This window comes from Hymenobacter mucosus (genome assembly GCF_900188255.1).
GTDB lineage: Bacteria > Bacteroidota > Bacteroidia > Cytophagales > Hymenobacteraceae > Hymenobacter > Hymenobacter mucosus.
In genome coordinates, this window is the sequence record NZ_FZNS01000007.1 from 118,843 (window position 1) to 137,122 (window position 18,280).

10 protein-coding genes are annotated in these 18,280 nt (G+C 56.8%); 9 read left to right on the forward strand and 1 reads right to left on the reverse strand.

The features are described from left to right. Positions 1 to 327 precede the first annotated feature (327 nt). The 5 genes from CHB83_RS16785 (at position 328) to CHB83_RS16805 (ending at position 9,742) form a co-directional block, all read left to right on the forward strand. Positions 328 to 519 carry a hypothetical protein gene (locus CHB83_RS16785; protein WP_089333457.1) on the forward strand — a complete coding sequence of 64 codons (192 nt, stop codon included), beginning with the start codon at positions 328 to 330 and terminating at the stop codon, positions 517 to 519. A gap of 52 nt (positions 520 to 571) precedes the next feature. Beyond that, the gene (locus tag CHB83_RS16790) at positions 572 to 2,911 is read left to right on the forward strand and encodes a sensor histidine kinase (RefSeq protein WP_089333458.1); all 2,340 of its coding nucleotides are present in this window, start codon (positions 572 to 574) and stop codon (positions 2,909 to 2,911) included. Positions 2,912 to 3,438: 527 nt separating this feature from the next. Continuing rightward, positions 3,439 to 4,479 carry a glycoside hydrolase family 43 protein gene (locus tag CHB83_RS16795; RefSeq protein WP_317044797.1) on the forward strand — a complete coding sequence of 347 codons (1,041 nt, stop codon included), beginning with the start codon at positions 3,439 to 3,441 and terminating at the stop codon, positions 4,477 to 4,479. A 220-nt stretch (positions 4,480 to 4,699) separates the two neighbouring features. Continuing rightward, on the forward strand, positions 4,700 to 7,099 hold the full coding sequence (locus CHB83_RS16800) for a glycoside hydrolase family 127 protein (protein WP_089333460.1): 2,400 nt from the start codon (positions 4,700 to 4,702) through the stop codon (positions 7,097 to 7,099). A gap of 270 nt (positions 7,100 to 7,369) precedes the next feature. Next, positions 7,370 to 9,742, forward strand: coding sequence for a glycoside hydrolase family 127 protein (locus CHB83_RS16805; RefSeq protein ID WP_089333461.1), 2,373 nt, complete (start codon positions 7,370 to 7,372; stop codon positions 9,740 to 9,742). 162 nt (positions 9,743 to 9,904) lie between these two features. On the opposite strand, the gene CHB83_RS16810 is transcribed toward CHB83_RS16805, so the two are convergent. After that, the gene (locus tag CHB83_RS16810) at positions 9,905 to 10,942 is read right to left on the reverse strand and encodes a LacI family DNA-binding transcriptional regulator (RefSeq protein WP_089333509.1); all 1,038 of its coding nucleotides are present in this window, start codon (positions 10,940 to 10,942) and stop codon (positions 9,905 to 9,907) included. A gap of 403 nt (positions 10,943 to 11,345) precedes the next feature. Between CHB83_RS16810 and CHB83_RS16815 the strand changes: the two genes are divergently transcribed. From CHB83_RS16815 to CHB83_RS16830, 4 genes are all read left to right on the forward strand, one after another. Continuing rightward, positions 11,346 to 13,385 carry a glycoside hydrolase family 127 protein gene (locus tag CHB83_RS16815; RefSeq protein ID WP_089333462.1) on the forward strand — a complete coding sequence of 680 codons (2,040 nt, stop codon included), beginning with the start codon at positions 11,346 to 11,348 and terminating at the stop codon, positions 13,383 to 13,385. A gap of 158 nt (positions 13,386 to 13,543) precedes the next feature. After that, positions 13,544 to 16,114: a SusC/RagA family TonB-linked outer membrane protein gene (locus tag CHB83_RS16820; protein WP_089333463.1), complete on the forward strand. Its 2,571-nt coding sequence runs from the start codon at positions 13,544 to 13,546 to the stop codon at positions 16,112 to 16,114. A gap of 42 nt (positions 16,115 to 16,156) precedes the next feature. Beyond that, positions 16,157 to 16,558, forward strand: a complete 402-nt coding sequence (locus CHB83_RS16825; protein WP_089333464.1) for a hypothetical protein — start codon at positions 16,157 to 16,159, stop codon at positions 16,556 to 16,558. 16 nt (positions 16,559 to 16,574) lie between these two features. Next, positions 16,575 to 18,200: a RagB/SusD family nutrient uptake outer membrane protein gene (locus tag CHB83_RS16830; protein ID WP_089333465.1), complete on the forward strand. Its 1,626-nt coding sequence runs from the start codon at positions 16,575 to 16,577 to the stop codon at positions 18,198 to 18,200. Positions 18,201 to 18,280: the final 80 nt, after the last annotated feature.

Consider the following 18,280-nt stretch of genomic DNA (forward strand, 5'->3'; position numbering starts at 1 on the left):
TGTTAAAGGCTACCACAGGAACATATTCCCAACTGCAAAAAGGCAGGCGATAACTGTAGAAATTATATATTACCAAGCCTACAAAACCTCCCTATAGGAGCCGCATGAAGCGCAGCCGTGGGAAATAATTGCCTTCTGCCAAAGGGCTGGAATAGGAACGAGCAGATCATCTGCGCGTAGCGGCGCAAAAAACTTATTATTGGCATACCACCCGGGCCATTAGCCACCGCGTTGCGGACCAAATGCGGCGGCACCACTACTCTGATACTAATGAGATTAACGTAATTTTGTAGTATTCCCTGCCAACTCCTCGTACTTGTTCCCAGAATGCCTGCTTCCGCTACTCCCATCTGGCTGCTGTTAGGTGACATTGAATCTCCGCTGCCCCTCACCCTGACAGCGCAGGGGCGGATATTGGCCGGCGAAATTGCAGGCTCGGTAGCCCCAGCCACGGCGGCCGGAGCCGACTTGCCTGTGAGCCGCACGCACCGCGACGCGCTGTTACGGCTGGTGCAATAGAGGGGCTATATACAGTTTTCTTTCCCGTGTCGTACCTACCAGCCAACAGAGCATGAAGCGGTTTCGGATAGGCCGGTGGCTAGGTAGAACGGCCAGAGTACTGGCTGGACTGCTGGTCCTGGCGGGCCCTGCCTGCCAGCCCACCCCGCCGGCCCCTCCAGCGCCCTGGCTTACCGCGCGCCTACTCGACCCCGGGGCGGGGCGCGATGCTGACCTGCGGCGACTGCGGGTGGCCCTGGCTGCCCCGGCCCCGGCCGAGCTACGCTTCCGGCAGTTGCGCCGTTTTGGTATCTATCAAAGCTACGCGGCTACCCCCGACTCAGGCTTGGCCCCCCTGCGAGCCGCCGCCCGACTAGGTGAGACGCTCCACCAGCCCCTACCACTTGAGCAGGCCTCCGTGCTGGGCCGGCTGGCCGAGCTGCACTGGCGCCGCCAGCACTACGACAGTGCCCGGCTGACGTTTCTGCACGCGGCACGGGTGCTGGCCACGGCCTTTCCAGACAGCGCCGCTCGGGCCGCGTTCCGGGTGGTGGATGGCCACCGGGGAGCTGTGGGCGTCAACTTGGCTGGTCACTACGCCAACGCGGGCCAGGCTTGGCGGGCCGAGGGCCGCTTGCCCGCCGCCCTGCGCTGCTATGACCTGGCGCGCCGCGCCTACCAGTGCCCCCCCGACAGCGCCCCTCAAAAGCTAGGTGGCCTGGCCTGGGTGCATACGCTGCTAGCTGAAACCCTCCACGAGCAGGGCGAGCCCGCCTTAGCCGCTAGCCACTACGAGCAGGCCCTGGCGGCTCTGCGTACCCAGCGCCGCTACAATTGGGAAGATGCCGCCCAAGAGTGGGCCACTACCCTCAATGGCTACGCGCCTTACCTACTCCCCACCCGCCCCGACCACTTGCGCGCCTTAGCCGCCGAGCCGCAACCCGAGCTAAGCCGCCGCCTGCAAGCCCGCCCCACCGACCGCGACCTACTGGCCCACGCCAGCGCCCTGGCCGTACTGGAAGCCCAGGGCTGCCTGGCCGCCCGCACCCGCGCCACCGGCCCCGCCCTGGCCCGCGCCGCTATGCTACTACCCCGGCTCAGGGCGGCCGCTGGCCCTGAGTTTCGGGTTGAGCTAGGCTACTACGAGTTGTCCGCCCGGCTAACCCAGCTGCAAGCCGGCTGGGTTAGCCGGGCTAGTGGCCCGCCCGCTGCCGGGTACGCCGCTCGCGTTCAAGCCAGCCATGACTCAGTACCCGAACCCGGGCGGCGCGACCGGCTGGGCATGATGCTGGCCCGCGAGTGGATGCGCCAGGGTGACTACCTGGCCGCCGCTGCTCTGCTGCGGCCCCTCAGCCGGCGCCATGCTCATATCCAGGAACCCCAGGCTCTCAGCCAGGTCTTGCACCTGCTGGCGGCCGCTTACGCCCGCCAGGGCTGGTACGACAGTGCTTACCAAGCCCAGGGCCGCGCCATGGCCCTGGCCGACACGCTCAGTGGCCGCCAGCAGCGCTTGGCGGTGGCCGATGCAGAAACCCGCTACCGCACCAGCCTCAAAGAACTTCGTATTGGGGAGTTGACACAGTCTGGCAAGCAGGAGCATCAGGTCGCACGTTGGGCCGGGCTGGGAGCCGCCGGGCTAGCCCTGGCCCTAGGTGGCGTAGCCCTGGCCCTGCGCACCACCCGCCGCCTAGCGGCGCGTCTGCGTACCGCCCAGGCCACTCAGAATCGTCTCTACTCCATTATTGGTCATGATCTGCGCGCCCCACTTGCGGCTTTCGAAGGTCTAGCTACCCTGCTCGACTACTACCGCCGGACCGGCCCCCCGGACCCCGCCGAGTTGGCGGAGGTAACGGCTGAGGTACGCCAGACCACCGGCCAGCTCACCGGCTTGCTCAACAACCTGCTGCACTGGGCCGCTAACCAAAGTGGGGAGCTAGCCTACCAGCCCGAAACCCTGGCCGCCGACGAGCTGCTGGACGAAGTGGCGGCCCTTTATACCCCTGCTGCCCGTGCCCGTCAGATAACCCTGCAGGTGGTCGTTCTCCCCGGCTTGCCCCTACTTCGGGCCGACCGCAACATGGTACTCACCCAGCTGCGCAATCTGCTCGGTAATGCCCTTCAGGCTGCCCCGCTGGGCTCCACCATCACCCTGGCTGCCCGCACGGCCGACCACGGGTTGGAGCTGCTCGTGACCGACACTGGTCCCGGCCTGAGCGCCGCCCAGTTAGCTGCCTTACGCACGCAGGATGCCAGTACCGGGCTGGCCCCGCGCCTGCCGGAGCAGCGCGGCACCGGCCTGGGCCTGCCGCTGGTGCGCCGGCTGGCCGAGCGCCAGCAAGGTAGTTTCCGGCTGACCAGTACCCCCGGCCAAGGCACTACGGCCTACTTGACCCTACCGCTGGCTGGGAGCTAGCCCTGCTGCGGCCAGCTTATTCTACCACGAATCTGAGTTGCCATCGTAGGGCACTATACTGCTACGACTACATCCCGGAATAGTAATAGCTTCAGTTCCGTAACGAACAACTAGCCTATTGTTAAATACTCCCTACCCAAGCAACTCATTTGCCACGCCTTTTTCTGTCTGTTTGGTGTTTGGAACGGCGCTGGTGTAACTGAAAAACGCTCATTTTACTATCCTCCTTCACTCGTAGCTATTCTATCCAAGACGACATTGGCGGATACCTTGAATTGGTCAGCTACCCTTGTTGTATTAGCACAACTTCCCACGCGAGCAGGTTGGCTGGCATTTCTTTTACAGAGGCAAAGTGAACAGCACGCCTGATAGCAACTGAAGTGCAAAGGCTTAGTCAGTCGAATGCAGGACCCTATTATGACGAAAATGGCTCCCCTAGGGCCAATGGAAGTCTGTACCTTTCCCGCATACTACCCATCTCCCGATAAGCGCTTTTAACTTATTGACTAACAATTGCTTTTCCTCCTATGCGCTTGCTTTTTCCTCGCCAGTTGTATCCACCAAGTAGAGCATCTTATTGGTTGCTGCTACTCGGCTGTTGGCTGTTGCCCATGGTCGTCTGGGCGCAGGGCACCAAGCGGCCAGACCTGCGCCTGCAGGTTCCGTTGGATTCTATTGGGTTAAGCGACCCTTTTATTCTAGCCGATCAGAAAACCCACCAGTATTACATGACCGGGACGGGTGGATTACTTTGGAAAAGCAAGGATTTGCGGTTTTGGGACGGACCATACTCCGTGACTAAGCCAGACCCTACGTCTTGGATGGGACCAAACCCAATGATCTGGGCGGCTGAAATTCATCCCTACCAAGGACGCTACTATTACTTTGCCACCTTCACCAATCAAAGCGTTAAGATTGATACTGTTCAGGGCATTGCCATTGAGCGTCGGGCCAGCCATTTACTAGTCAGCGACCAGCCCACGGGCCCCTATGTACCCATGAAGGACGCTACGTATCTGCCAGCCAATAAGCCTACCCTCGATGGCACCCTTTGGATTGATAAAGACCGCAAGCCTTACTTGGTATACTGCTATGAATGGTTGCAGAATCTCAATGGAACCATCGAAAAGATTGAATTGAAGCCTGACTTGAGTGGATCTATCGGGCAAGGAAAGCTACTCTTCCGGGCTAGTGATGCACCGTGGAGCCGGGAAAAGGACAAAAACGGCCAGGACCGGCCAAACAAAGTAACCGACGGTCCTTACCTGTTCCGGACTGGCACCGGACGCTTGGGGATGATCTGGACAAGCTGGATATATGACGCATATACCCAAGGCGTGGCCTATTCCTCTAGTGGCACTTTAGATGGACCCTGGGTGCAAGAGCCAGCCCCTATTACGCCACCCAACTACGGGCATGGCATGTTGTTTCACACATTTGATGGGCAACTGCTGATGTCGTTGCACAGTCATAAAGATATCCGGGGCCACTACCGCCGCATCCCGCACCTATTTGAAGTAGATGTAGCGGGCAATAAGCTGGTCGTGGGCCGCCCGTACCGGCCTTAGCAGCAGGGTAGAAAACGCGTAGGGTAGCATTTCACAGCCTAGCAATTGCCTCCAGTTGCTCCCGAACTGAATGCATAGGCGTGCGCCCGGGTCACGCTGGAGAAATAGCCTTTACGTTGGGCCTTGTCACATTGAATGGTGTACTGAGTTGGACCAAGCTTGATGATTCGCTAGTTTCTGGGCCAGCCCACCCCCACCTAAACTATCCACTTTTGCTACTATGCGCTCACCCTTTTTTGTTAGCCTGCTGTACCTAGGTTTTACTGGCGTTGCTAGTGCCCAGCAGGCGCCTCCCCGCGACTACCCCATTCAGCCCGTGGCGTTTACGCAAGTACACGTGCACGACACATTTTGGGCGCCGAAGATGCAAACCAACGCCGACGTGACCATTCCGCACACGCTGCAACAGTGCCGGCAGGATGGCCACATCGACAACTTCCGGCGGGCGGCGGGCGAACTGCCGGGCGACAAGCTCACCCAGTTTCCGTTCGACGACACCGATATTTATAAGGTGATTGAGGGTGCGTCGTACGCTATGCAGGTGAAGAAGAACCCCCAGCTGGAAACCTACGTCGATTCGCTGATTACCCTCATTGGCAAGGCCCAGGAGCCCGACGGCTACCTCTACACCTTCCGTACGGTGAAGGCCGCCAAGCCCCACGAGTGGATCGGGACGAAGCGCTGGGAGAAGGAGGAAGACCTCAGCCATGAACTGTATAACTCGGGCCACCTCTACGAAGCGGCCGTGGCGCACTACCAGGCGACCGGTAAGAAAACCCTGCTCGACATCGCCACCAAAAATGCCGACCTGCTGGTGCGGGACCTCGGCCCCGGCAAGGTGGAGGTGTACCCCGGTCACCAAGTAGTGGAAATCGGGCTGGCCAAGCTTTACCGTGTAACGGGCAAGCAGCAGTACCTCGACCTGGCCAAGTTCTTCCTGGACGTGCGCGGCCCCAAGGGCAACGACTACAACCAGGCTGCCAAACGCGTGGTGGACCAGGATGAAGCCGTAGGCCACGCCGTGCGCGCTACCTACATGTACTCGGCCATGGCCGATGTGGCTGCCCTCACCGGTGATAAGCGCTACCTCACGGCCATCGACGCCATCTGGAACGACGTGGTGAGCAAAAAGCTCTACATCACGGGCGGCATTGGGGCCACCGGCAACGGAGAGGCGTTCGGCAAGCCGTTTGAGCTGCCGAATATGTCGGCCTACGCTGAAACCTGTGCCTCCATTGCCAACGTGTACTGGAATCAGCGCATGTTCTTACTGCACGGCGACGCGAAGTACGTGGACGTACTGGAGCGTACTCTTTATAATGGCCTGATTGCGGGCGTGTCGCTGAGCGGCGACCATTTTTTCTACCCCAATCCGCTGGCTTCCATGGGGCAGCACCAGCGGGGCGCGTGGTTTGCCTGCGCCTGCTGCATTTCCAATATGACGCGCTTCATGGCCTCGGTGCCGGGTTACGTGTACGCCCAAAACGCCGATAACCTGTACGTGAACCTGTTCATGACCAGCACCAGCGACATGCAACTGCCCTCGGGCAAAGTCGGCATAGAGCAGAAAACCAACTACCCCTGGGATGGCCAGCTTGATTTAGCCGTAAATCCGCAGAAACGGCAGGAGTTTACGCTCCGCATTCGTATTCCGGGGTGGGCGCAGCAGCAAGCTAGCCCCGGCGGCCTCTACCGGTTCATGGATGCCACACCCCAGCCCATTCCGCTGCGTGTCAACGGTAAGCCGGTGCAGTACACCCTCGACCATGGCTACGCGGTGCTGAAGCGGCGCTGGCAGAAAGGCGACCAGGTGACGCTAACCTTGCCGATGGCTACTGAAAAGGTAATGGCAACCACCCAGGTGAAAGACGACCTAGGCAAATTTGCGCTCCAGCGCGGCCCCGTGGTGTATTGCCTCGAAGGCCCCGATAACGCCAACGGCCTCGTGCAGAACATCACCGTCGACCAAAAAGCCCCCGTAGAAGTAGTGTACCAGAATGGCTTGCTTAATGGTATCAACCTACTGACTACCAACGGTGTGAGTACCCGCCGCCAGCTTAATTCCGACCAGCTCCTAACCACACCGCAAGCGGTGAAAGCCATTCCCTACTATGCCTGGGCCAACCGGGGGCCGAGCGACATGACGGTGTGGGTCCCCTACGAAGCCTCGGCGTCCAAGCCCCAGCCCGCGCCCACAGTGGCCTCGCGCAGCACCCCTAGCTCGTCGCTGAAAAGCACGAAAACACTCAAGGCCCTCGCCGACCAATACGACCCCATCGACTCAAAGGACGCCAACTACCCCTATCTGCACTGGTGGCCGAAGAAGAACACCATTGAGTTTGTGCAGTATGATTTCGCCGAGCCCACCACGGTGTCAGAGTCCAAGGTATATTGGTTTGACGATGGTCCCTGGGGCGGCTGCCGCATTCCGGCTAGCTACAAGGTATACTACCAGAAAGACGGCAAGTGGGTGCCCGTAAAAAATACTACCCCCTACACCGTAGCCAAAGACAACTATAACACCGTGAATTTTGAGCCCGTGCGCACCACCGCTCTCAAGCTGGAAGTGCAGCTGCCCGTCGACAACGCCACCGGCATTCACGAGTGGATGGTTAAGTAGGCAAGGGTACACGTAGCACGTTTCTTGAATTTAATATAGTTTATTTCAAGTAGTTAAACCTGACTAATCGAAGTATCTCTTCTAGTTGCACAGGGCCAATTAACAACCCGATAGAGATGCTTCGGTCAGTCAAGTATAACCAGTAGTTGAAAACTGAAACATGTTTTTGGTAAGATAGTCACCGAAGCAAGCGGGTTCGGGGGCATCCATTCTTTGCGTACCTCAAGCTAGCTTTTACTCTTTTCCAATTCCCATCCCTATTCCTTCACCATGACTCCCCTCCCGAAACGCGCTTGGTTGCTACCGATACTACTTGGTGCTCTCATCGGCCCCGTAGCACAGGCCCAAACCTACCTGCCTACCCCCAACGATGCGCGGATGAAGGTGCAGCCTCAGGTACCAGTGAAGGCGTATGCGTTCAATCTTGCTCAGGTGAAGCTACTCGATAGCCCATTTAAGGTGGCCGAACAAGCTGACACTAAATACTTGTTGAAAATTGAGCCCGACCGGTTGCTGGCTGATTTTCGGGAGCACAGCGGCTTGAAAGCCAAGGGCGCCCGCTACGGCGGGTGGGAATCATCAGGGCTGGCGGGGCACACGCTGGGGCACTACCTGTCGGCCTGCGCGCTGGCCTACGCCTCCACCGGCAACGCCGAATTCAAACAGCGGGTGGACTACATTGTGGCCCAGCTAGATGAGTGCCAACAGGCCCGCAAAAATGGCTACGTAGGAGCCATTCCGAAGGAAGACCAGCTATGGGCGGAGGTAGCCAGCGGTACCATTCGCTCGCGTGGCTTCGACTTGAACGGGGCGTGGTCGCCGTGGTACACGGTGCACAAAATCATGGCTGGTTTGCTCGACGCGTACTTGTACTGCGACAACAAGACGGCCCTCACTGTCAACCAAGGTATTGCCGACTGGACGGGTAACATCATCAAAGGCCTCGACGACGCTAAGATGCAAGAAATGATGGTGTGCGAGTACGGGGGCATGGCTGAAACCCTCGCCAATACCTATGCCCTGAGCGGTGATAAGAAGTACCTCGACCTTTCGTACCGCTTCTACGACAAAAAAATCTTGGACCCACTGGCCGCCGGCACTGATATTCTGCCCGGCAAGCACTCCAACACCCAGATTCCGAAAGCCATTGCCAGTGCCCGCCGCTACGAGCTAACCGGCGACAAAAAGGACGCCGCCATTGCCCAGTTTTTCTGGCAAACTGTGACCGAAAACCACTCTTACGCCACCGGCGGCAACAGCAACTATGAGTACTTGGGGGAGCCCCGCAAGCTTAACGACAAGCTCAGCGAAAACACCACCGAGACCTGCAACACCTACAACATGCTGAAGCTCACGCAGCATTTGTTTGCCCAACAGCCCTCGGCGAAGCTGATGGATTACTACGAAAAGGGACTTTACAATCATATTCTGGCCTCGCAGCACCACGAAACTGGCATGACGACCTACTTCGTGCCGCTGCGCATGGGGGGCCGCAAAACCTACAGCGACGAGTTTAACACCTTCACCTGCTGTGTAGGCTCGGGCATGGAAAACCACGTGAAATATGCTGAGAACATCTACTTCCAGGGCGCGGACGGTAGCTTGTACGTCAACCTGTTCATTCCCTCGGAGCTAAACTGGAAGGAAAAAGGCGTGACCCTGCACCAGGAAAGCCAGCTGCCGGCCAGCAACCAGGTTACGTTTACCGTAGCGGCCGCCAAGCCTCGCGCCTTTAAGCTGCGCCTGCGTCAGCCCAAGTGGGCTAAGAACCCGCAAGTGCGTGTGAACGGCAAAGTAGCAGCCGTGAGGCCCGACGCGGAAGGTTACCTTGTGCTTGACCGCAAGTGGAAAAACAAGGACCGAGTAGAGTTGACCTTGCCCGCCGACTTCTACACCGAAGCCTTGCCCGATAACCCCGACCGGCGTGCAGTGTTCTATGGCCCAACGCTGCTAGCCGGCGTGCTAGGAAACACTGAGCCGGAACCCGTCACCGGCGTGCCCGTACTCGTGACAGCAAACAACAGCGCCAACGACTGGGTGAAACCGGTGGATGCCAAGCAGCTACGCTTCCAGACAGCGGGCCTAGGCGTGCCGAATGATGTGCCCTTGATTCCCTTCAACCAAACCGGCAATGAGTACTACACCGTGTACTGGGACGTATTTACGCCCGAGAAGTGGGCTACCCAGCAGCGCGTATACGAGGCCGCCCGCAAGAAGCAGCAAGAGCTGGAAGCCCAAACCGTAGATGTGCTGCGCGTGGGCGAAATGCAGCCTGAGCGCGACCATAGCTTCACCATCACGGAGAAAGCCGAAACCGGTGAGGAACACGGCCGTAAGTGGCGCATGGTAAATGAAGGCGGCAACATGACGTTCACCCTAAAAGTAGCCCCCGCCAAAGCCAACACCCTGCTGCTCACTTACTGGGGCACGGACAACCGTGGCCGCGTATTCGATGTGCTGGTTGATGGCGAGAAGATTGCCACCGAAGACCTCAACAAATACAAAGAGAGCCGCTTCTACGACATTTCGTATCCCATCCCTTCCGCGCTAACGAAGGGTAAGCAGCAGGTAAAAGTGACTTTCCAAGCCAAGCCGAATAATAGCGCTGGCCCAGTCTACGGCATCCGCAACGTGCAACAATAGCTGCCCGACTTACCAGCGTGAACCGGAGCATGCTTACCCCAAAGACACTATAGCTGAGCGCCTAGCGGCAGCAAGCATTCAGTTCAGCTTGGTTTGCCGTCTCTTGAGGTGGTTACAGTTTCAGCCTACTAATCAGAAAGCGGCGCGCTGGCAGGCCATCACCTAGCTATTGCGCAGGGAGGAGGCGCGTATGAGCAGTTCGGGCTGCAACACAATGTGGTGGGTAGCCGTGGGCGGAGATGCTTGCTGCAGGTCCAGAAATAGGCGCACCGCCGCCTCGCCCATCTGTTCGCAGCACTGGTCTACCGATGTAAGCCGCGGCGTGGTCAGGGACGTGAACATTTCGTTGCTGAAGCCCGCCAAGGCCACTTCTTGCGGCACTTGCAGCCCGTGCTCTTCCAACACTTGCAGCGCTCCGGCTATGGCGGCGTCGCTGCTGGAGAAAATAGCATCTGGGCGCTCGGGCAATTGCAACACTTGGCGCATGGCTTCGCGGCCGGCGTCCAGCGTGATGGGGTCGCAGTATACAATTTGCTCTTCCGCCACTGGTAGTCCATGCTTACGCAGGGCATCAAGGTAGCCTTGCCGCCGATGGGTGTAGATGCCGAGGTGCTGGGGACCGGCAAAGTGACCAATGCGCTGGCAGCCTTGCTCTATTAGGTGCTCCGTGGCAATAAACCCACCTGTGTAGTCGTCCAGCAGTACGGCATTTACTTCCGTACCTGGCAACACTCGGTCAAAGAAAACCAAAGGAATGCCTCGGTTCTGCACCTTTTCGAAGTGAGCGAAATCGTGGGTAGTGCGCGAAACTGAAACTAAAATGCCTTCTACTTGGGCCCGCAACAAGGTCTCGATATTCTGCCGCTCATGAGCCACCTCCTCATTCGACTGGCAAATGATGACGCTAAAGCCCGCTTGGCTGGCGGCCAGTTCAATACCCTTGATAACTACCGCGAAAAAGCGACCATCAATGTAGGGTACAATTACGCCCAGCAGCTTGCTTTTGCCCTTGCGCAGTCCGGCAGCCAAGTGGTTAGGCTGGTAATTCAGCTGTAAGGCCAGTGCCTGCACTCGTTGCTTGGTTGCTTGACTGATGCGAGAGTCATTATTTAAAGCCCTCGATACACCGGATACTGATAAACCCAGCTGCTTTGCTAGGTCCGTTATCGATACTTGCTTCGTTTCTCTTCTTTTGGCCAAGATCTGAATAGTTATAGTGCGCAAAGATAAAAAGGCATGGCCCTGCTCCTTGGTTAAACCGAAAGAGTAATCTCAACTAGCCTTAACCAACAGCTTACATAGAGGTTCTAGCCAATTCTGAGGGCTGCTTCTCTATAGGGTAAGTAAGTAAACCGCTGGGAGCTGTTAACTCATGATTTAACATGCTGCTTTTGCATTGTAATTAACCTATAAATATTTGTTCAAACGTTTGCGCAAAGCACAGTTAAATAATATGTTTGTGAAGGAGTAAGTAGTTACTCATTACTCCATCCGTAGCAGCCACGATAACTCAGTCAGTAGACAACTGAGGACTCTTACACTGCTTTGTCTCCCTAGGTGGCGGACCCCGACGCGCTATTCTTCACTTCTCTGATTAGCATACATGGTCAAATTTGCTTTTACCGCTCTAGCGTTCAGCCTGACAACTGCTGCCTTGGCACAGCGCTCCGACTATCCTATTCGGGCGGTGCCGTTCACGCAAGTCAAGCTAACCGACACCTTTTGGTTGCCCCGCCTCAAGACTAACACCGACGTCACCATTCCCGCTTCGTTTCAGCGCTGTGAGGCTACTAACCGCGTGAAAAACTTTGAGATGGCGGCCGCCAAACAGGGCAAGTTTGCCACTACTTTTCCTTTCGACGATACGGATATTTACAAGACCATTGAAGGCGCGTCCTACTCGATGAGCCTGTATCCCGACGAAAAACTGGGTGCTTACGTGGATGCGCTCGTTGCCAAAGTAGGCGCCGCGCAAGAGCCCGATGGGTACCTGTACACAGCCCGCACCATTGACCCCGCCCACCCGCATCCTTGGGCCGGACCAGAACGCTGGGAAAAAGAACGGGAGCTAAGCCACGAGCTGTACAACTCAGGCCACTTGTACGAGGCCGCCGTGGCGCACTACCAGGCGACCGGCAAGAAAACCCTGCTCAACATTGCGCTGAAAAACGCCGACTTAGTGTGTGCAGTGTTCGGGCCCGGCAAACGCCGCGTGGCACCTGGCCACGAGATTGTGGAAATGGGCCTGGTGAAGCTCTACCGCGTAACGGGCAAACCAGAATACCTGAGCACGGCTAAGTTCTTCCTCGAAGCCCGGGGCCACTACAAGGGCTATGACCCCCAAAGCCAGGACGCCTGGAAAAACGGCTCTTACTGGCAAGATGACAAGCCCGTAGCAGACCAGCGCGAGGCCGTGGGCCATGCCGTGCGTGCGGAGTACCTCTACTCGGCTATGGCCGACGTGGCCGCTCTTACGGGCGACCAGCAGCTGCTGGCGTCGGTAGACAGCATCTGGCACAACATGGTCTCGAAGAAGCTCTACGTGACGGGGGGGACGGGCGCCGTGCCGGGGGGCGAGCGGTTCGGGGGCAACTATGAGCTGCCCAACACCACGGCCTACAACGAAACCTGCGCCTCGGTGGCTAACGTGTACTGGAACCAGCGTATGTTTCAGCTCCACGGCGACTCGAAGTACGTGGACGTGCTGGAGAAGGTGCTCTACAATGGGTTGATTTCCGGGGTAGGACTGGATGGCAAGTCCTTCTTCTACTCCAACGCCATGCAAATCAAGAACAGCGTGAGCTTCGCACAGAGCGAGCCTCAGCGCGCGGGCTGGTTTGACTGTTCCTGCTGCCCGACCAACTTGGCGCGGTTGTTTCCTTCGTTGCCGGGCTATGTGTACGCCCAGAAAGGCAACGAGGTGTACGTCAACCTCTTTGTGAGCGGTAGCACCGACTTGCTCGTGAACAAGAAGAAGGTGCAGATTACCCAGCAAAACAACTATCCCTGGCAAGGCGACCTGAAGTTCACGGTAAACCCTGCCGCCAGCACCGACTTCAACCTGCTAGTGCGCTTGCCGGGCTGGGCTCGCAACGAGGCTGTCCCCTCCGACCTGTACACGTTTGCGACGCCTTCGCAGGAAAAGGTAAGCATCAAAATCAACGGCAAACCCGTGACCTACACCGTGCAGAAAGGCTACGCGGTGCTAGCCAAGAAGTGGCGTAAGAATGACGTGGTAGAAGTAACGCTGCCTATGGAAGTGCGCCAAGTGGTAGCAAATTCTAACGTGAAAGCTGACTTGGACAAAGTGGCGTTGCAACGCGGCCCCGTGGTATACTGCGCTGAGTGGAAGGACAATGGGGGCAAAACCAGCAACCTGATTGTGCCAACCACGACCACCTTCACTGCTGCCTACACGCCTGAGGTCCTCAACGGCATCATGCAGCTCACCGCTACCATACCGGCCGTGCAAGTAGATGCCGCCAAGAACTCCGTTCGTACCGTGCAGCAGACCATGACCGCCGTTCCCTACTACGCCTGGGCCAACCGGGGCAAGGGAGAAATGACTGTGTGGTTTCCCCAACGCGTAACCGACGTTGACCTCATCAGTCAACCTATTGTCGAAGCAGTAGTCAACAAATAAGAATATTGAGCCACTAGACCCTGGCCCACATCAGGTTCTAGTGGCCTCGACTTACCCTCCGCTTGTGTCCTTAGTTCCCCAGTTGCGCAATCGATTGTGCAACTGATAGGTCGGTTGTTGCCTTGTCCCTGGTTCTTTCCCCATCTAATGTTTTGCCCATGAAAATTCCCTTACCCCACACAAACAATCTGGTGCTGCTCGCTTCGCTCTGCGGGGTAGCCGTAACAATGCCCCAGAAAAACTTGGCCGCTACTCGGATTAGCACGTCTATTTTCCAAGCAGATGGGCCAATCAAGGGTCGAGTAATCGATAACACTGGTGCTGGCTTACCCGGCGTGAACGTGGTGGTAAAAGGCACAACTACTGGGGCCCAAACCGACGCAGATGGCAACTACTCGCTCACGGCTCCCGACAATGCCGTGCTCGTGTTCAGCTTTGTCGGTTCTACGGCGCAAGAGGTGGCTGTTGGCGGACGCTCAGTCATCAACGTAACGCTGCAACCGGACTCGAAAGCGCTTGGTGACGTGGTGGTAGTAGGCTACGGCACCCAGCGGCGCGCTGACCTGACCAGCTCGGTAGCAAGCGTAAAGGAGGAGAGTTTTATTAAAGGCGCAACCAAGGACGCGGGCCAGTTACTACAAGGCAAAGTGGCGGGCCTCACGGTGAGTACGCCTAGCGGCGACCCAACCGCTAACAGCCAGATCTTGCTGCGCGGCACGGCTACACTAAACTCCAGTACCCAACCGCTGGTGTTGATTGATGGTATTCCGGGCACGTTAAACACAGTAGCCCCCGAAGACATTGAGTCGATTGACGTGCTAAAAGATGGCTCCGCGGCTGCTATTTACGGTACGCGCGGCACCAACGGGGTAATTCTCATTACTACGCGCCGCCCGAAAGGCAACATTGAGCCTACTATTGAATACAGTGGCTACGTGAGCACCCAGCGTATTGCGCGCCGCCCCGAAATGCTCAGCGCCAGTGAGTACCGGCAGCAGCTAGCGGGCGGCGTGGCCTTCACTGACCAAGGCAGCAGCACCGACTGGATAAAGGAAATTAGCCAAGACCCGCTCATTCACGTGCACAACCTAACCTTTAAGGGAGGAAATGGGCAAACGAACTACCTACTCAATGGTAACTATCGTTACCTCGAGGGCATTTTTAAGAAATCGGATAACCGTACATTCACCGGTCGGGCCGACATCAACCACGCCATGTATGATGGGCGGGTGAAGATCAATCTTGGCATTCTAAACACCAACAACCGTTTTACGACAACAGCCGACGGCGGCAGCTTCAATGGTTATACCTACCGGCAAGCTGTCATTCGCAATCCAACTGCCCCAGTCTACAATGCTGACGGCACCTATGCTCAGCAGCTTTCCCTCTTCAACTACGAAAATCCCCTCTCACGCCTCTACAACTCAGATGGTGAAAACACATTCCAGAATACTCGCCTGAACGGTAGTATTGTGTGGGAGCCCATCGACAATCTACAGTTGAAGGCGCTGGCGTCTAACACGCGTTATAACCAAATACGGGGCTACTCAGAAAATAAGCAGCATCCTTCTACTCTGCGGGATGGCTTAAATGGCTTCGCGTCCCGGGGCACAACTCAGATTATTGATAAGCTGGCCGAGCTGACCGCTTCGTACAACCGTAGCTTTGGTGAGCACCGCTTTTCCGCCCTGGGTGGCTATAGCTACCAGCAAAATACGGCCGAGAACTACTTCATGCAGAACTGGGATTTTCCCACTGATCTGTTTACGTACAACAACATTGGCATTGGCAATGCGCTACGACTTGGCCGGGCACCTATTTATAGCGATAAGACACGTTGGAACCTGGTCGGCTTTTTCGGCCGCGTGACTTACAACTACAAGGAAAAATACTTGCTGTTGGCAAGTGTGCGACGCGAAGCTTCATCGCGCTTCTTAGGAGCTAAGCAGCCGTGGGGCACCTTCCCGGCTGTGTCGGTGGGCTGGCGTATCAACCAGGAAAACTTCTTGCAGGGCGCTACCTTCCTTGACGATCTGAAACTACGAGTAGGCTACGGCGTGACGGGCACGGCTCCTGATGCCTCGTTCCTGGGGGTAGCTCGCCTTGGCTATACAGGTTACTTCCTCTCCAATGGTACGTGGGTACAAACTTTGAGCCCCGTGAGCAACCCCAACCCATCCCTGCGCTGGGAGGAGAAGCAGGAGTCTAACGTGGGTATTGACTACTCCGTGTTCAAAGGGCGCATCAGCGGTACGGTAGACTACTACCTCCGGCGCACGAACGGTCTGCTGTACGATTACCAGGTGCCTTCGCCTCCAAACCTGTTTACGACGACAACCGCCAACGTGGGCGCCATGGAAAACAAGGGCATTGAAGTGCTAGTCAACGTGGTTCCGGTGCAAACCAAAAACTTTGTCTGGAACTCAAGCTTCAACTTCTCTACCAACCAAAACAAGCTGGTTTCGCTCACCAACGACCTTTACACGCTTACCAATAACTTCTTCAACACGGGTTATACCGGCGAGCCAATTCAGACTTACACCCACCGGATAGAGGTTGGTAAGCGCCTCGGTGATTTCTACGGCTATAAGGTAGTAGACGTAACCGACGATGGGCAGTGGATTTACGAAACCAAAACGGGCGAGCGGCTACCCTACAGCCAATTCTCACACAGCGAAGACGATAAGCAAGTGCTCGGCAACGGGTTGCCCAAGTACTACGCCGGGTGAAACAACAACTTCCAGTACAAGCGCCTCGACTTGGGCATCACGATGCGCGGTGCATTCGGCTACCAGATTCTGAACTTCCAGCGCATGTACTATGAGAACACCGGTGTAACGCAGTACAACCGCCTGAATACGGCCTTCGATAAGGTGTTTGACAAGGCAGTACTCAATAAGAGCATGCCCCTAGAGTACAATAGCTACTACATTGAGGACGGCGACTTCTGGAAAATTGACAACATCACCCTCGGCTACAACTTCAAGCCGAACTTGGTGAAGTACATCAAAAACATGCGCGTGTACGTGGCCACGCTCAACACCTTTACCATTACGGGCTACTCGGGCATCGACCCCGAAGTGAACCGGATCGGCCTGGCTCCCGGCAACGATGAGCGTGACAAGTACCCCACCGTCCGCACCTTCACTTTTGGCGCTAACCTAACCTTTTAACCCGCCTTCCCTTATCATGAATACTATTGCTAAGTCACTGCGGGTTAGCGTACTGGCCGCTACTGCGCTCGGTCTGTTCAACGCCTGCACCAAGCTCGACGATGAGAGCTACAATCAAATTGTTACCAGTCAGTTTACCCCCACGTCTCAGGACGTACTGGCCCTGATTGGTCCTGCCTACAGCACGTGGCGCCCCTTATACCTAGAGTTCAACGGCGTCTACCGCATCAATGAAACATCCACGGACGAGACGGTTACCCCTGCCCGCCCCAATGGCTGGGTAGATGATGGTTCGTTCCGGCGCCTGCATGAGCATAAATGGACGGCGCTGGATGCTACCCCGCGCGACGCTTGGAATCAGTCGTTCGCCGGCATCACCAACTGTAACCGTGTACTTTTCCAAGTGGAATCGGGTCAGGTGCCTGTGCCTACTGGCAAAGAGCAGCTTATTGCGGAACTGCGCGTGCTGCGGGCCTCGTACTACTACATGCTGTGCGACCTATTTGGAAACGTGCCAATTGTAGACCGGTTTGACGTACCAGCCGGCTTTCTACCAGAGCAAAATACCCGCAAGCAGGTCTACGACTTTATCATCAAGGAAGTAACGGAAGCCCTACCCCTACTCAGCGACGCGGCCGACGCCACCACGTACGGGCGCTTTAGCAACAAGTGGACGGCACAAGCCCTACTAGCCAAAATGTACCTCAACGCGCAGGTATATACCGGTCAGGCTGAATGGGTAAAGTGTATTGCTGCCTGTGATGCCGTAATAAACTCGGGCAAATACGCACTGGAGCCCATTCAAGCCAACGTATTCAAAACGCAAAATGAGGGCTCGAAGGAAATCATCTTTGCCATTCCCTTCGATGAAGTGTATGCCACGGGTTTTCGCGTGCACATGCAAACCCTACAGCCGCAGAATCAAGCAACGTACAATGCCCAGGCCAGTATGTGGGGCGGTGGCATCTGCGCCATTCCACAGTTCATCAACACGTACGACCCCGACGATACTCGCTTAAGGCAGAACTGGATTCAAGGCCAGCAGTTTTCCTCCTCGGGGGTGCCCCTGGTGGGAGTATTTGGGGCCTTTACGGGCAAGCCCTTAATTTTTACGAACACCTTACCTGGCATTGACAATTCTGCGGAAGTAGATGGCTTCCGGGTAGGCAAGTTTGAAATCAAGCAAGGCGTTCGGGTTGATTTGAGCAACGATTTCCCCTTGTTCCGCTACGCCGATATTCTCATGATGAAAGCCGAAAGCTTGCTGCGCTTATCCCAAACCACGCAAGCGGCTGACCTCGTAACCCAGGTGCGGCGGCGCAACTTTGCAACTGCTGCGAAGGCTACCGTAACGGCGGCCGACCTGTTGCGGGGCAGCGTGTACCAATATGGTCCGGCTCGCAACAACGTGGTGAGCCCCGTGGAAGGCGGCGCCGATATTCAGTACGGCCGATTCCTGGATGAGCTAGGCTGGGAGTTCACAGCCGAAGGTCACCGCCGTCAGGATATGATTCGTTTCGGAGTGTACACCAAAAAGTCGTGGCTCTCGCACGTGCCCAATGGGGATTACCGCACGCTAATGCCTATTCCACAGAACGTCCTGAATACCAACGCCAAGTTAAAGCAAAACCCAGGCTACTGATATAGGTGCTGTTAGAGGCGAGGAGCCAGCACAAAGATGGGTTGCTCCTCGTCTCTAAAGCCTCGGGTAGCTGCGGTCTA

Excerpts from the sequence above, each read along its gene's own strand:
- CHB83_RS16785 (WP_089333457.1), top strand. The coding sequence starts at position 328 with ATGCCTGCTTCCGCTACTCCCATCTGGCTGCTGTTAGGTGACATTGAA.
- CHB83_RS16790 (WP_089333458.1), top strand. The coding sequence starts at position 572 with ATGAAGCGGTTTCGGATAGGCCGGTGGCTAGGTAGAACGGCCAGAGTA.
- CHB83_RS16795 (WP_317044797.1), top strand. The coding sequence starts at position 3,439 with ATGCGCTTGCTTTTTCCTCGCCAGTTGTATCCACCAAGTAGAGCATCT.
- CHB83_RS16800 (WP_089333460.1), top strand. The coding sequence starts at position 4,700 with ATGCGCTCACCCTTTTTTGTTAGCCTGCTGTACCTAGGTTTTACTGGC.
- CHB83_RS16805 (WP_089333461.1), top strand. The coding sequence starts at position 7,370 with ATGACTCCCCTCCCGAAACGCGCTTGGTTGCTACCGATACTACTTGGT.
- CHB83_RS16815 (WP_089333462.1), top strand. The coding sequence starts at position 11,346 with ATGGTCAAATTTGCTTTTACCGCTCTAGCGTTCAGCCTGACAACTGCT.
- CHB83_RS16820 (WP_089333463.1), top strand. The coding sequence starts at position 13,544 with ATGAAAATTCCCTTACCCCACACAAACAATCTGGTGCTGCTCGCTTCG.
- CHB83_RS16825 (WP_089333464.1), top strand. The coding sequence starts at position 16,157 with ATGCGCGGTGCATTCGGCTACCAGATTCTGAACTTCCAGCGCATGTAC.
- CHB83_RS16830 (WP_089333465.1), top strand. The coding sequence starts at position 16,575 with ATGAATACTATTGCTAAGTCACTGCGGGTTAGCGTACTGGCCGCTACT.